Source organism: Mesorhizobium sp. B1-1-7 (assembly GCF_006442705.1).
GTDB classification, from domain to species: domain Bacteria; phylum Pseudomonadota; class Alphaproteobacteria; order Rhizobiales; family Rhizobiaceae; genus Mesorhizobium; species Mesorhizobium opportunistum.
Window position 1 is genome coordinate 312,727 of sequence record NZ_VFWQ01000004.1, and the last position, 13,790, is coordinate 326,516.

Here is a 13,790-nt window from a genome sequence, read left to right on the forward strand (position 1 = left end):
CTTTTTGCGGCAGGCGTATCCAACGTGCAGTCAAGTGTCTGTTCGGGCCTTGTTCGGGAGATCCGGTCGCGATGAGCAAGCTCGCAATGCCCGCCATACCCGCAGTGGCCCAAAACCCTTCCGGCGACATGCTGCTCGTGCAGCGAGCGCTGGCGCGCGAGGCGAACGCCTTCCGCGCCATCGTCAAGACGCACAACCAGCGGCTCTTCCGCATCGCGCGCGGCGTGGTGCGCAACGACGCCGAGGCCGAGGACATCGTCCAGGAGGCTTATGTCCACGCTTTCGCCAGCCTGGCGGCATTCCGTGGCGAGTCCTCGCTCGCCACCTGGCTGTCGCGCATCGTCATCAACGAAGCGCTTGGCCGCCTGCGCAAGAGGCGTCGCATTGTGGCAATGCCTGAAAATCCGGAAGCGCGGATCATCCGCTTTCCCCTCAATCCCAGCGACGATCCGGAGCGGACGATGGCGCAGCGGCAGATTCTCGCACTTGTCGAACGGGCTACCGACAGCCTGCCCGACATCTACCGCATGGTCTTCGTCGCCCGTGTCATCGAGGGCCTGAGCATGGAGGAAACCGCCGACCTGCTCGGTCTGCGGCCGGAGACGGTCAAGACGAGGCTGCACCGGGCGCGAGCCCTGTTGCGCAAGGCACTCGACGACGAGATCGGCCCGGTGCTGCTCGACGCCTTCCCCTTCGCCGGCCGGCGCTGCGAGCGGCTGACCCAGGCGGTGATGGGAAGGCTGGGCTTCGAATGATCCTGTCCTGATTTTCCGGGAACGTTTCTCCAGCTTCCGCATCCAATCAGCGTCAACTGAAAAATGTGAGCCCGGCGCCTCCTCGCGACCGGGCAAGGAGGATGCCATGTTCACCCGATACACCGCCGCCCTTGCCGCCTTGCTTCTCGTCGGCGCCGCCCCGTTCGCACAGGCCGCCGACAAGCCGACCGACCCGCAGATCGCTCATATCGCCTATACGGCCGGCGTCCTCGACATCGAGGCCGCCAAGCAAGCGATCAAGAAATCGAAGAACAAGGAGGTTCTCGATTTCGCCAAGGACATGGAGCGCGACCACGAAGCGGTGAACAAGCAGGCGCTCGACCTGGTCAAGAAGCTCAAGGTGAAGCCCGAAGACAACGCCACCAGCCAGGCGCTGACGAAGGCGGCGAAAGAGGAGCGCGCCAAGCTCGCCAAGCTGAAAGGCGCGGCCTTCGACAAGGCTTATGTCGACAACGAGGTCGCTTACCACAAGCAGGTCAACGGCGCGCTCGAAACCCTGCTCATTCCCTCGGCCAGCAATGCCGAGTTGAAGGGCTTGCTGGAGACCGGCCTGAAGATCTTCCAGGGCCATGAGCAGCATGCCGAACACGTCGCCGGCATGCTGAAATGAAAGCGGGAGCTTCAAATCGCTTGCCATGGCTGGCCACGCTGGCGCTGGTCCTTGCGGCGGCGCCGGCGGCGGGTGCGACCATCCAGGTCACCATCGACAAGCTGGTCTTTTCGCCTGATGCCGTCGAGGCGAAGGTCGGCGACACGATCGAGTGGGTGAACAAGGACGTGATCGCCCACACAGCCACAGTGAAGGGCGGCTGGGAGGTGATGATCCAGCCACGGAAATCAGCAAGCCTGACATTGAAGGCGGCGGGAACGCTCGACTATTTCTGCCGCTTCCATCCCAACATGAAGGGCCATCTCGACGTATCGCCCTAATCTCTGGCCCGGTTGAGCTGCGGCGAGGTACTGCCGCGCTGCAGCTCAACCGGGCCGCCGAACATTGTTCGGGCTAGATGCGGGAACAAGGACTGACTGGCTTGGAGCGTAGCTGCCAACCATGATATCGCAACGCCAGGAGGCGGCGATGCGTGTCATTTTCCGATGTGATCCAATGTTGGCCGCACATTTGCCGCGCCCAATGCCGGCGCGAGGCGCTCTGCCGGATTGGCTGCGCGCTATGCCTGCCACCGCATATTCGGCAATCCATGGCCGCGACATTCGTACGCTCAAGCAGTGCCCGCCGGTGGTCGACGCGATGACCTATGGCTTCATGGTCTTGCTGCCTTGCGACGTCGTTGTCGACAAGGGGGCGTTTTCCTGGAATTGGAAGATCCCGGATCCGGTTACCAAGAACCACCCCAGAGCTCCGCTGAGTTTCCACACGCCGGGTCAGCTCGCCGGCAGCCCGTTTGCAAACCCAGGCCAGGCCGCCCTCAAATTCAACAGCTTCTGGACCATTGAAGTCGAGGATGGCTGGTCGCTGTTCGCGACTCATCCGGTCAATCGCGACGATCTGCCCTTCAGGCTGGTGACGGGTCTGGTGGATTGCGACCGGTTCAGCGATGGCGGCATCAATTTCCCGGCGGTCTGGACGGAGCCCGAATTCTCGGGCGTGCTCCCGAAAGGAACTCCTGTCGCGCAATGCTTTGCGGTTCCGCGGGCCGCGCCGCAGCTCGAATACGAGGTGTTCGACGAGAAACGCCAAGCCGCCTATACGCAGACGGTCGCCGATGTCCTGTCAACGCCCGGTGTCTACCGCAAACGGTTTCGCGCCAGGCGGGGGCGCTCCACCAGCGAGTGAGCGACGCAGCGCCTCCTCATCGAGCCACAACCGGCCGCTTGGCGCCGACGTAAGTGCCATGGCGATCACTCCAAAGGTAGATGGGCTCAAACCATAGGCCAATGAATAGGCTGCCATGGCCCCGTCGAGATCGCCGGTTTCCTGCAGGACGACGCCCAGATTGACAGCAGCCTCCGGTGCGTCCGGGCTCATCTCGAGCACCCGTCGATAGGCCTGTGCGGCGCTGCCAAACTTGCGCAAGTCCTGACGCACCAGCCCGAGATCGAACCAGGCAGTTGGATGCCCGCCGCCTGCTACGGCGCGTTCAAGCAGAGCTTCCGCCTCCAGAGACGCACCGCGTTCCCACGCGAGGCGCCCGAGGCGAGCCGCTGCCTCCTCGGATTTCGGATCCTGTTGCAAGACAAGTGTCCAAGACACGCCCGCCGCCGAACTATCACCTGCCTGATCCAGGGTGCGTGCCCGCTCGACGAGTATTTCCGCATGCGACGAGAGCCTTGCAGCGCGCTCCAATTGCCGCAGCGCCGCTTCAAACCGGCCTTCGGCCCGGGCAATCCTGCATGCCAGGATCAAGGCCGGCACATTGTCAGGGCGAGAGGCAAGACTGGCTTCGATGCGTGCACGAGCCTCGGGCAGGTCTGCCTTCGCAAACAATACAGCCGCCAGGAGATGGCAAAGCGCCGGATCTCCCGGGTGCTGCGTCAGGCCCAATTCACACAGCTCCAGCGCCTGGTCGTGATTGCCGGAATTGAACGCAGCCACAGCCCGCCGGATCAGATTGCCGATGTCGCCTTGACCTTTGCTGGTCACTCGATTGAAGCTCCCCTCTAGAACCCAAGCGCCAGCCAAGCGGTGCCGGCGACGAGCGTGATCAGCGTCAGCGGCAAGCCGACCTTGAAGAAGGCACCGAAGGACAACGGGTTGCCGGTGACCCGCGCGTGCTCGGCAACGATCAGGTTGGCGACCGAGCCGAGCAAAGTGAAATTGCCGGCGAGCGTAGAGCTCATCGCCACCACCAGCCAGGCACGCTGCGGATTCTCCAGACCCGGTATGAACGGCCTCAGCGCCAGCACGGCCGGAACATTGCTCATGATGTTGGAGAGCACCGCGGTGAAGCCGGACAGCCGCCAAACGTCGTCCAGGCCGAGATCCTTGGCCGAGGCGATGATGTCGGGTGTCAGCAGCGTCTTTTCGGCGCCGGCAACCACGACGAACAGTCCGGCGAACATGAACAGCAGCGGCCCGTCGATTTCGCGGTAGATGCGTTCCGGCTTGATGGCGCGGGTGAGCAGGAGAATGGCGCCGCCGACCAGCGCCGCCTTGGCCACGGGAACGCCGGCGAAGAAGGCGATCGCCAGCCCGATGCAGACAATCACCGCCTTCAGCACTTGCCCGCGATGCATGCGGCCGCGCGAGACATGCGGCGTCAATTCGGCGGTACGGGTGAATTCGGCCCGGTAGACGATGCGCACGATGACGATGACCGCGACGAGGCCGAACAGCGCGACCGGCGCCAGCGCCGCCGAAAAGGCCGGATAGGAAATGCCCGATAGCGCGCCGACGACCATGTTTTGCGGATTACCGGTAATGGTGGCGACGCTGCCGCAGTTCGACGCCGTGGCGGTGGCGATCAGATAGGGAACCGGGTTGCGGTTGATGACGCGGGTGACGTGGACGACGATCGGCGCCATGACCAGGCAGATGGCGTCGTTGACCAGGAAGGCCGACAGCACGCCGGTTAGAAGCGTCACCATCACCAGGAGCATGAACGGTGCGTGCGCGTGCTCGATGGCGATGGCGCCAAGGCCGCGAAAGGCGCCCGATACCTTCAGATGAGCCACCACGATCATCATGCCGAGCAGAAGCGTGATGGTGTCGAAATTGATGGCCAGATAGGCATCCTCCATGCTGAGGGCGCCAATGGCGATCATCGCGGCGCCGCCAAGCAGTGCGATCCCCGCGCGGTCGAGACGCAGGCCAGGGATGCGGCCGATAGCGACGCCGGCATAGGTGAGGACCAGGATCAGCAGTGCCGCGGCGCCCATCAATGTCATCGGTGGAAGTCCTGCTCGATCTGTTGGCGGGCCGGAGGGAGCCTGGAAAGGCCAGATGGCGTGGTGCCGCTAACGCCGGTAGAAATCAAGCTGTTGCCGCAATGCCTGCGGTGAAAACACCTGTTCGACGGTCTGCCTCGCCTTCTTGCCCACGGTTACTCGCCGCGACGGATCGGCCTTGAGCTCGGCCAGGATGCCGGCCGCCTGCTGCGTGGTTTCGAACAGAAAGCCGTTTTCGCCATGCCTGATGTGGTCGGCATAGCCGCCATGCACATGACAGACCACGGGCAAACTGCAAGCCATCGCCTCGAACACGACGCGGCCGAACGTCTCCACATGCGAACCGGTGCGGTAGTAGAACACGTCGAGCGTCGGCAGGAACTGTTCGGCGGCAAATTGGCCCTGCGGCAGGAGTTCGAGCAGCGGATGCTGCGCGAGCCTGTCCCTGAGCGGCATGCCGCCTTGAATCCGCACCGCGACGCCATCGGCCAGCAATGCCTCGTAAAGCGCCGCATCGTCGGCGTGATGCTTGTCCGCCGTGTCGCGGCTCAGCCGGCCAACCGTGAACGGACCGTCCGGCCTTCCCTGCCGTGGCGCGAAACGGTCGATATCGATCGGCGACGGATGAACCACGCCCTCGACCCGCAACAGTCGCTTTTGAAAGTCGGATATCAAAACCAGTTCGGCGTCGGGCCAGCCAAGCAGGCGCGGCATGCGCGTCGTCAGCGCGATAATCTTCGGGTGAAAGGTGTTGAAGACATAGATCAGCCGGCGCGGCCTCGGGATCAGGTAGGGCCATAGCTTGTTGCGCCAATGCGCGCCGAGGAAGACATAGGTGCCACCGTCCGGCACGTTGCGCGTTGCCGGCGAGACGGGGCGAATCGGGAATTGGCGCATCAGCTCGTCCGATACGCGCGAGGAGGTTGCCCACAGCCGCACCGGCACATCGGCGCTCAACAGTCGGTACAGGTCCAGGGCTTCGCGTTCACTGCCGCCAAACGGGTTCTGAAAACCGTTGAACAAATGGATCATGATCGCTGCGCTTACCTGGCCTTGCCCGGAGGAAGCATAGCGGTGAGAGAGCGTCAAGGAAGCCGCCCGCGTAGCCTCCAGCCACTTGCAAGGCGGTGGTCAATGCATGGTGGCGGCGCTGGGTTCCGGTGCGGCCTGCGCCGGATCGAAGCTGACCTGATCGCGGCCATTCGATTTGGCGGCATAGAGCCGTCTGTCGGCGGCGGAGAATATCGCCTCGTAGGTGGTCGGCCCGTTGAAGCTGGTGCCGCCAATGCTGACGGAAAGCGGACAGGAGCGGCCACCGGGCGAAAAGTCCATCTCGCTGATGCGCCGGCGGATGCTTTCGGCAACCAGCCAGGATTGCGACGGATCGACACCAGGCAGAAACACGCCAAACTCCTCGCCGCCGATGCGGCCGACGATATCGCTGCCGCGCAATTGTGCCTTGATCGTCTGCGCTATCAGCTTGAGCGCCTGGTCGCCGCAGTCATGGCCGAGGCGGTCGTTGATCGACTTGAAGTGGTCGGCGTCGATGATCAGCAGCGCGCCGGAAAGGGTCGGCTCCTGTTTGCGGGTCTGCTCGAGATAGGCTTCGACGAGCATCGAGAAGGCACCTCGGTTCAACACCGCCGTCAGGCTGTCCGTCGCCGCGATGACGCTGAGATCGCGCTGGGCTATGGCCAGCTGCCGGATCTTCCACATGAGAAAAAACAGGAACGAGCCGCCCAGCACCAGGGGAAGCATCAGGTCGGTCAGCTGCGCGCGCCAGACGGCCTCCGGCGAAAGATAGGGGAAATTGAACGAATCGACGAAAAACGCCACGGCGATAAAGAACGCCGTTCCGGCGGCAGTGACGGCGACCACCCTGCCCCAGCTGGTCGGCGACAGGTCGAGCTTCATCCCGTTTCACTCCGTTAGCCGTCTCTACTATGACGTGCCAACGCAAACAAAATGATAAGATGTTCGTTTCAATTCGAGATCGGTTGGCGGGAGCCGGAGCACGCTTGCCTCAATGGGCGGCAGTGCTCCGGCGACTGAAGCGAATTCACCGAATTTCGCGTGGATGAGGGGAGATCCTGAATGTCAGCGGTTGGGTGAAGGCCCACCCGCCTCGACAACGAAGGATGCCGCGATCAGGTCGTCGGCATCCAGTCGCAGCGAACCGTCGCCCGCCCCCATGATGGCGGCGACCTTGTGAAAGGTCCTCATCTCATGATCGGAAATTTCGGCATCCTGCATTCTGGCCTTGAGTTCGGCGATACGCCGCCCCAAAGCAGGGGACGTTCCAATTTCACGTTTCGACATGGCCTGCTTCTCCTCCCCCAACCCGCACCTATTTTGCCCCGCCCGATTCGCTGGTCCTCACATTGCCTTTTTATCAGGCACCGCGAATACAAGGCCCCGAACGCGCGGTGTGTGGTAAGGTTCCAGGCCCGAAAGATCACGAAATAATTCGGGGACGATGATGCTGAGCGGCGGAAGCCGACCGGGACGCATGCTGATCTTGTCGCACTTTTGTTTGCTCGGATTGCGAACTCGCCGGACTGCGGTCCCGCACCCAAAATGGGCGGGCGCCCCGCCAAGGGCCCGCCCGGCGGACCATCAAGTCCGCCGCATAGCTCGCTTCCTCACAGGAAATCTTACTCGTGGTGCTGCACGATATAGCTCGTGCTGACGGCGTCGCTCCCAATGCCTCGGGTCACCACAACCGTCGTATATCCGGTAGGCAGCGAGCCGGTGACGGTCTGGTCGACAAGACGGCATCGGCCGACTATTTCTCCGCCAGGCGCGGCCGCGAGCCTGTCGGCCAATGAGGCACGGCATTCCTCAAGCGAGGCATAGCGAGTCTCAGGTGCCCAGTTGACAGGTTTGCAGACGGACGCTTGGCCTGGGCTGCACGAAAGCAAAACCATCACCGCTGCAGTTGCTGGATCCATTCCCGAGGGCTCCCATGTCGGACGAGCCTAAACGCGGGTCGGAAATCTTTGTTTCGCAGCCACTAAAATATTGTGTCGCCGGTGATGCTCCTCCTCAAACCTTGGCACGCGGAATTGCCAATAGGGTTCTGGCGCAGCTTGAGCGGGCCGATCGCTGGGTCCCAAAGCGTCGGCAGCTTTCTGGTGGGCTTATCTCGCTGATATCAATTCCGCCAATTCAGCGTGCGGCTGGCGACAGCTCAGATGCCAAACGCACGCTCGCGCCTGAGAAGACCACGAAGGCAAACACCAGCACGGCAGCGGCCACGATCAGCGAGCCGGCGGCGACGACCGGCTCGATCGCCGTAAAGCCGCCGTGTAGCATCAGATACAGGGCTGGCAGCATGATTACCAAGCCGATCGTATAGAGGCCGTAGTGGATCATTGCGATCTTACGAGCTGCCTTTGCGGGATTGAGGGCGTAGTAGCCGCCGAATATAGCGCTTGTGACCCATCCGAGCAGATTGATATGTGCATGGGCCGGAAAAGCACCGTGGTCGCCCGAGATCGCCATCTGCAAACCGGCGCCTATTCCCAAAATGAGCCACACGACGGCGGTCTTGAAGAAAAGATCTGAAACTCTAGGCATGACACTCCTCCCAAAATGCCGATTTCAAAGCACTTCGATATTAGGTCTTCCTAAAATGAGAACGCAATCAAAATCAAAACCGTCCACAGGACCCTCTCGGGCCAAGTGTTACCCATGTCTTCGGTATAAACCGTAACCCATGTGTCCGGGCCCTACACTGAAAAGATTGGCGATCCCGACAGGATTCGAACCTGTGACCATCGGCTTAGAAGGCCGGTGCTCTATCCAGCTGAGCTACGGGACCGCTGGCCGACCCGGGGGCCGGTAGATATTGCCTCTGGCGCCCGTTCGGGCACGCGTTCAATGCGTCCAGGGCGTCCTGCGGTCATAACGGAAATTCTCCGCATAGGAAATCTGGCGGCGCTTAGCCTCTTTCGGCTCCTCGACGCGGAAGGCAAGGCCTTCCTTTTCGGCATAGGCCACTGCTTCTTCCCGCGTTTCGAAGGTGAGCCTGATCTGGCTTCTCATGTCTCCGGACGTGGTATAGCCCATCAGCGGGTCGATCTTCTTGCGCATCTCGGGGTCGAACTCCAGCACCCAATAACCGGTCTTGGCCTTGCCGGACTGCATCGCGGTTTTGGCTGGGCTGAAAATGCGCGCGGACATGGCCACCTCATTGTTGTGCAAGGCGGTATCGCCCGCCCTTGGCCCGTCATTACTGCGCAATGCGCACGGCGGCAAGGTTTTTGCACTTGCAGGTTTTTGCACTTGCCATCCAACGCCGAAATGAATAGGCAACAGACCGTTCGGAGTGTAGCGCAGGCTGGTAGCGCATCTGGTTTGGGACCAGAGGGTCGGGAGTTCGAATCTCTCCACTCCGACCATCCTTCTCAAAAACGCGATATCGATAGCCACTGGCATGAGCGCATGGCCACCTTGCGGCTCGCCGACCATGGGCGTGTCGATCTTTTAGGCCTGTCGATCCGGGCCTTTCGACAGGCAAGCTCGCCGGGCGAGAACCCCCGCGCCATCCCCCGGCGAGCCTACAACCTGACTTGGAACGCAATCAGGACCGGGGTCAGCCGGCAAACTCTCGGAGCAAGACTGATGCCAGCCTTGTTTTCCCAAAATGGAACACCGGCAGGTAGCACGGAGAGCCGCCATGCCGGCAGGCTCTATCCGAACATCGAGGCCGTCAGATCTCGAATTCACCCTGTCCTTCGTCCATCACGCTGACGGTTTCGGCGGCGAGCGCCCTGGTGATCGGCATCTTGCGCTCGAGCGCGATGCGATCCAGCCGTTCCACCACACGCATCGCCGTCGCCAGCGAGCGTTCGATACGCCGCACCAGATACTGCACGACATGCGGTTCGACCTCGACCTGGCGGTCGGCGAACAATTTGGTGATGACACCCGCCAGCAGAAGGTCGTCGGGCTCGTGGATCTCGACTGTCGCCGCCGCCTTCAGCCGCGAGGCAAGATCGGGCAATGACACACCCCAGGCGGCCGGAAAGCGCCGCGCCGTCAACAACAGCGTCGAGCCGGCGCCACGCACGGCATTGATAAGGTGGAACAGGCCTTGTTCGTCGACCGCTCCGGCGTCGACATCGTCGATCAGCGCCGGGCGGGCGCCAAGATTGGCGATGCTGTCGCCGATGCGCCCGGCGTCGACGGCCACCGCGTTGGCACGCGCGCGCCAGATGGCGGCGAGATGCGTCTTGCCGGATCCGGCGGGACCCGCCAGCACCACAACCGGCGAGGGCCAGTCGGGCCAGCGGTCGACCAGCGCCGCCGCCTGGCTGTTGGTGCCGGAGACGACGAGCTCGTCGCGCGAATAGCCGGTGCCGTGGCCGAGATCGAGCGGCAGCTGGCGCGGCGGATCGGTGCGCTGGGCAGTCACGTCAGCGACGCGGCTGCGTGCGGCGACCGCGGCCGCGATCGGCGGGCAGCGGCGGCACGGGCTCTTTCGCGTGGCCCTTGTAGAGCGGCGATTCGAGATAGCGGGCGATGGCAAAGCGCACCAGCACGGCGACGGCCGCCGAAGCCGGCACGGCGATCAGCAGGCCCACGAAACCGAACAGCGCGCCGAAGGCAAACAGCGCGAACATCAGCCATACCGGATGCAGGCCGACGCTTTTGCCGACCAGCCGGGGCTGCAGGATGTTGCCTTCGATGAACTGGCCGATGAAGAACACCACGGCGACGGCGACGATCATGGTCCAGTCCGGCCAGAACTGGACGAAGGCAACGCCGACGGCCAGCACCAGGCCGGTCAGCGAACCGACATAGGGAATGAAGGAGATCAGCCCGGCGAAGAGGCCGATGAGGATGGCGAAATTCAACCCGGTAAGCGTCAGGCCGGTGGCATACATGGCGCCAAGCACCAGGCAGAGCGTGCCCTGGCCGCGCACGAAGCCGGCGGTGGCGGTGTTGATGTCGCGCGCGATGGCGCGCACCGTGGCGACGTTGTCGCGCGGCACCCAACTGTCGATGACCGCGACCATGCGGTCCCAGTCGAGCAGCATGTAGAAGGCAACCACCGGCGTCACCACGAACAGGCTGACCACCGAGACCAACGCCATGCCGGAACTCCACAACGAGGTGAAGACGGTGGTGATCAGGCCAAAGCCGGAAGTCAGCAGCGAATTCAGGCCGTCGCGCAAGCCATTGGCGTTGACGCCGAATTTCTCTTCCAGCCATTTCGGATCGAACGACGTGATCAGGCTCTGCAGCCGGGTCAGGTACTCCGGCAGTTTGCCGGCGAAGTCGGCCATCTGCGTCGCCAGCACCGGGATCAGAATGACGAATGCCAGCACCAGCACGATAAGGAAGGTGATGAGGATGACCACCGTCGCCATGAAGCGCGACAGGCCGAGCCGTTGCAGCCGGTCGGCGACCGGATCGAGGAAATAGGCAAGCACCATGCCGGCGACGAAGGGCAGCAGGATGTCGCTGAAGACATAGAGGAACAGCGCAAGCACCGCCAATCCGGCCAGCCAGAAGAAGATCTGCCGGCGGAACGCCAGAGACGCAGTTTCGCCTGCCGCCGCAGCCTCAGCGGCCGCTTCGATGGATCCTTGGTCAGGTGTCCGGTTTGGAGCTTTCGCCATAGCCGCTCATATGCCTCAGCCAAGCCACGAGATAGGCCGCGGCCGAAGCCACGGTCAAGACCCCGGACAGCAATATGAGGGCCGGCCGCAAAGGGTCGAGTCGCACGGCAAGAGCCAGCTCGCCCAGCACAACCGCCGCCAGGACGATCTGGATGGCGGTGTTGGCCTTCGAGACGAACAGCGGCTTCATCTCGACCGGCTGGGCCATGACGGAAGACAACAGAACCGCGCAAACGATCAGCGCATCGCGCGCCACCATGGTGACGACCAGCCATAGCGGCAACTGTCCTATGAAGCCCATGACGATGAACACCGAAACCAAAAGCAGCTTGTCGGCAATCGGATCGAGATAGGCGCCGAGCCTGGACCACTGGTTGAAACGGCGGGCGATGAAGCCGTCGACACCGTCGGAGACGCCGGCGACGACGAACCCGACGAAGGCCCAGTCCCAGCGCTCCTGCAGCATCGCCAGCACCACGGCGGGCACCAGGAGAAGCCGCAGGATGGTGATCAGGTTGGGGATCGTCAAATGCGTGCCTGCCAGTTTGCTTGCTGATAGATGATGGAGACGAAAGCCGGGTGCAAGGGAGAAGCCGCCAATCCCCTTTGCCGCGCGGACTGGCCGGTTGGGGTCCGCTGTCCACGATTTTGTCACTTTGAACCGCCCCTCCGCCGCCGTTATCCTTGCCCCCCGAAACCATTCATGCGAAGAGCCCGCAAACAGGGAAATTGCGATGAGCAAGCGCGAAACGGGCCAGGACAAAACGGGCAAGCGCAGGAACGGGCTCACTTATGCCGAGGCCGGTGTCGATATCGATGCCGGCAATCTGATGGTCGAGAAGATCAAGCCGCTGGTGCGCGCGACGCGCCGGCCGGGCGCCGATGGCGAGATCGGCGGGTTCGGCGGCCTGTTCGACCTCAAGGCGGCGGGCTTCACCGATCCGGTGCTGGTCGCGGCCAATGACGGCGTCGGAACCAAGCTCAAGATCGCCATCGAAGCCGGCAAACACGACACGATCGGCATCGACCTCGTCGCCATGTGCGTCAACGACATCGTCGTGCAAGGTGCCGAGCCGCTGTTCTTCCTCGACTATTTCGCCACCGGCAAGCTCGATCCCGACCAGGGTGCGGCGATCGTCGGCGGCATCGCCCTGGGCTGCCGCCAGGCCGGCTGCGCGCTGATCGGCGGCGAGACGGCAGAAATGCCCGGCATGTACCACGGCAACGACTACGACCTTGCCGGCTTTGCGGTGGGCGCGGCCGAACGCGGCCAGTTGCTGCCGACCGACGATATCGTCGAAGGTGACGTGCTGTTGGGTCTGGCCTCCTCGGGGCTGCATTCGAACGGCTTTTCGCTGGTGCGCCGCATCGTCGGCGTCAGCGGCCTCGCCTGGAGCGATCCGGCGCCATTCAACGACGAGGTGACGCTGGCCGAGGCGCTGCTCGAACCGACCCGCATCTACGTCAAGTCGATCCTCAAGGCGATCCGCAACACGCATGGCATCAAGGCGCTGGCCCACATCACCGGCGGCGGCTTCCCGGAAAACATTCCGCGCGTGCTGCCCAAGGATTTTTCGGCCGAACTCGACCTCGAGGCGATCGACGTGCCCGCGGTATTCTCCTGGCTGGCCAAGACCGGCGGCGTGGCGCCGGAAGAGATGATGCGCACCTTCAATTGCGGCATCGGCATGATCCTGGCGGTCGCCTCCGGCCAGGCGGCGCAGGTCGCCGCCGTGCTGCAGGAAGCCGGCGAGACGGTGACGCCGATCGGCCGCATCGTGCCGCGCCGCGACGCCGGCGTCATCTATCGGGGCTCGATCGGCCTATGAATATGCAGAAGAAACGCACCGTCGTCCTGATCTCGGGACGTGGATCGAACATGACCGCGCTGATCGCGGCTGCCAGCGACCCGGCCTTCCCGGCCGAGATCGTCGGCGTCATCTCCGACAAGGCGGATGCCGCCGGCCTCGGCATCGCCAAGGCACGCGGCATCGCCACGCGGGTCATTTCCCGTGCCGACCATGGCAGCAAGCAGGCGCACGATGCCGCGATAGACGCCGCACTCACGGCCTTCCACACCGATATCGTGGCGCTGGCCGGCTATATGCGCATCCTCACTCCCGGCTTCGTGCAGAAATGGCAGGGCCGCATGATCAACATCCACCCTGCCCTGCTGCCCGCCTTCAAGGGGCTTGATACGCATGCGCGCGCACTTGCGGCCGGCATACGCATCCACGGCTGCACGGTGCATTTCGTCACGACCGAAATGGATGACGGCCCGATCATCGCGCAGGCGGCCGTGCCGGTGATGGTCGGCGACAATGCCGACACGCTGGCCGCCCGGGTGCTGAAGGCCGAGCACCGGCTCTATGCGCTGGCGCTGGGGCTGGTCGCCGAAGGCAAGGCGCGCATGGAGGCCGGCCGCACCGTGCTTGCCCATTTTGCCGACGATGCCGACAACGGCACGTCGGTGGTGATGGCGCCCGACCCGCTGCGCGAGGAAGCCGATCTGGAGCACCTGGCGCGGATTACGCCTTGA

General features: G+C 63.3%; 16 protein-coding genes and 2 tRNA genes. 7 read left to right on the top strand and 11 right to left on the bottom strand.

Annotated features, from left to right (window positions below; translation table 11 throughout):
* Positions 1 to 71 precede the first annotated feature (71 nt).
* The 4 genes from FJ978_RS08675 (at position 72) to FJ978_RS08690 (ending at position 2,571) form a co-directional block, all read left to right on the top strand.
* Positions 72 to 755: an RNA polymerase sigma factor gene (locus tag FJ978_RS08675; protein WP_181180389.1), complete on the top strand. Its 684-nt coding sequence runs from the start codon at positions 72 to 74 to the stop codon at positions 753 to 755.
* Between the two features lie 106 nt (positions 756 to 861).
* Positions 862 to 1,386, top strand: coding sequence for a DUF4142 domain-containing protein (locus FJ978_RS08680; protein ID WP_013896214.1), 525 nt, complete (start codon positions 862 to 864; stop codon positions 1,384 to 1,386).
* The gene (locus FJ978_RS08685; RefSeq protein WP_013896215.1) at positions 1,383 to 1,706 is read left to right on the top strand and encodes a cupredoxin family copper-binding protein; all 324 of its coding nucleotides are present in this window, start codon (positions 1,383 to 1,385) and stop codon (positions 1,704 to 1,706) included. Before FJ978_RS08680 ends, FJ978_RS08685 begins: the two co-directional genes overlap by 4 nt.
* A gap of 148 nt (positions 1,707 to 1,854) precedes the next feature.
* Positions 1,855 to 2,571, top strand: coding sequence for a hypothetical protein (locus tag FJ978_RS08690; RefSeq protein WP_140571709.1), 717 nt, complete (start codon positions 1,855 to 1,857; stop codon positions 2,569 to 2,571).
* Here FJ978_RS08690 and FJ978_RS08695 read toward each other — a convergent pair.
* The 8 genes from FJ978_RS08695 to FJ978_RS08735 all read right to left on the bottom strand — a co-directional run bounded on the left by FJ978_RS08695 (position 2,509) and on the right by FJ978_RS08735 (position 8,807).
* Entirely contained in the window at positions 2,509 to 3,378 is an 870-nt protein-coding gene (locus FJ978_RS08695) for a tetratricopeptide repeat protein (protein WP_140571711.1), read from the bottom strand. The two genes, FJ978_RS08690 and FJ978_RS08695, sit on opposite strands and share 63 nt — an antisense overlap.
* A gap of 17 nt (positions 3,379 to 3,395) precedes the next feature.
* Positions 3,396 to 4,622, bottom strand: coding sequence for an anion transporter (locus tag FJ978_RS08700; RefSeq protein WP_140571713.1), 1,227 nt, complete (start codon positions 4,620 to 4,622; stop codon positions 3,396 to 3,398).
* A gap of 69 nt (positions 4,623 to 4,691) precedes the next feature.
* Positions 4,692 to 5,654: a glycosyltransferase family 4 protein gene (locus tag FJ978_RS08705; RefSeq protein ID WP_140571715.1), complete on the bottom strand. Its 963-nt coding sequence runs from the start codon at positions 5,652 to 5,654 to the stop codon at positions 4,692 to 4,694.
* 99 nt (positions 5,655 to 5,753) lie between these two features.
* Positions 5,754 to 6,536, bottom strand: coding sequence for a GGDEF domain-containing protein (locus FJ978_RS08710; protein WP_140571717.1), 783 nt, complete (start codon positions 6,534 to 6,536; stop codon positions 5,754 to 5,756).
* Positions 6,537 to 6,719: 183 nt separating this feature from the next.
* Positions 6,720 to 6,941 carry a hypothetical protein gene (locus FJ978_RS08715; protein WP_013896221.1) on the bottom strand — a complete coding sequence of 74 codons (222 nt, stop codon included), beginning with the start codon at positions 6,939 to 6,941 and terminating at the stop codon, positions 6,720 to 6,722.
* A gap of 849 nt (positions 6,942 to 7,790) precedes the next feature.
* Positions 7,791 to 8,201: a hypothetical protein gene (locus tag FJ978_RS08725; protein WP_140571721.1), complete on the bottom strand. Its 411-nt coding sequence runs from the start codon at positions 8,199 to 8,201 to the stop codon at positions 7,791 to 7,793.
* Positions 8,202 to 8,368: 167 nt separating this feature from the next.
* Positions 8,369 to 8,445: transfer RNA gene (locus tag FJ978_RS08730), tRNA-Arg, on the bottom strand.
* A gap of 56 nt (positions 8,446 to 8,501) precedes the next feature.
* On the bottom strand, positions 8,502 to 8,807 hold the full coding sequence (locus FJ978_RS08735; protein WP_140571723.1) for an ETC complex I subunit: 306 nt from the start codon (positions 8,805 to 8,807) through the stop codon (positions 8,502 to 8,504).
* A gap of 141 nt (positions 8,808 to 8,948) precedes the next feature.
* On the opposite strand from FJ978_RS08735, the gene FJ978_RS08740 reads away from it, so the two are divergent.
* Positions 8,949 to 9,025: transfer RNA gene (locus tag FJ978_RS08740), tRNA-Pro, on the top strand.
* A 311-nt stretch (positions 9,026 to 9,336) separates the two neighbouring features.
* On the opposite strand, the gene hdaA is transcribed toward FJ978_RS08740, so the two are convergent.
* Genes hdaA through FJ978_RS08755 form a run of 3 tightly spaced genes read right to left on the bottom strand, consistent with a single transcriptional unit; the run spans position 9,337 to position 11,780 of the window.
* Positions 9,337 to 10,041 (bottom strand): DnaA regulatory inactivator HdaA, encoded by a 705-nt coding sequence (gene hdaA / locus FJ978_RS08745; RefSeq protein ID WP_140571725.1) that lies wholly within the window; start codon positions 10,039 to 10,041, stop codon positions 9,337 to 9,339.
* Position 10,042: 1 nt separating this feature from the next.
* Positions 10,043 to 11,251 carry an AI-2E family transporter gene (locus FJ978_RS08750; RefSeq protein ID WP_140571727.1) on the bottom strand — a complete coding sequence of 403 codons (1,209 nt, stop codon included), beginning with the start codon at positions 11,249 to 11,251 and terminating at the stop codon, positions 10,043 to 10,045.
* Positions 11,223 to 11,780: a CDP-alcohol phosphatidyltransferase family protein gene (locus tag FJ978_RS08755; protein ID WP_041164322.1), complete on the bottom strand. Its 558-nt coding sequence runs from the start codon at positions 11,778 to 11,780 to the stop codon at positions 11,223 to 11,225. The genes FJ978_RS08750 and FJ978_RS08755 overlap by 29 nt, the downstream gene beginning before the upstream one ends.
* 205 nt (positions 11,781 to 11,985) lie before the next feature.
* On the opposite strand from FJ978_RS08755, the gene purM reads away from it, so the two are divergent.
* Both purM and purN read left to right on the top strand, forming a co-directional pair.
* On the top strand, positions 11,986 to 13,080 hold the full coding sequence (gene purM / locus FJ978_RS08760; RefSeq protein WP_140571729.1) for a phosphoribosylformylglycinamidine cyclo-ligase: 1,095 nt from the start codon (positions 11,986 to 11,988) through the stop codon (positions 13,078 to 13,080).
* Complete coding sequence (gene purN, locus FJ978_RS08765; protein WP_013896229.1) at positions 13,077 to 13,790, top strand: phosphoribosylglycinamide formyltransferase; 714 nt, start codon at positions 13,077 to 13,079, stop codon at positions 13,788 to 13,790. The genes purM and purN overlap by 4 nt, the downstream gene beginning before the upstream one ends.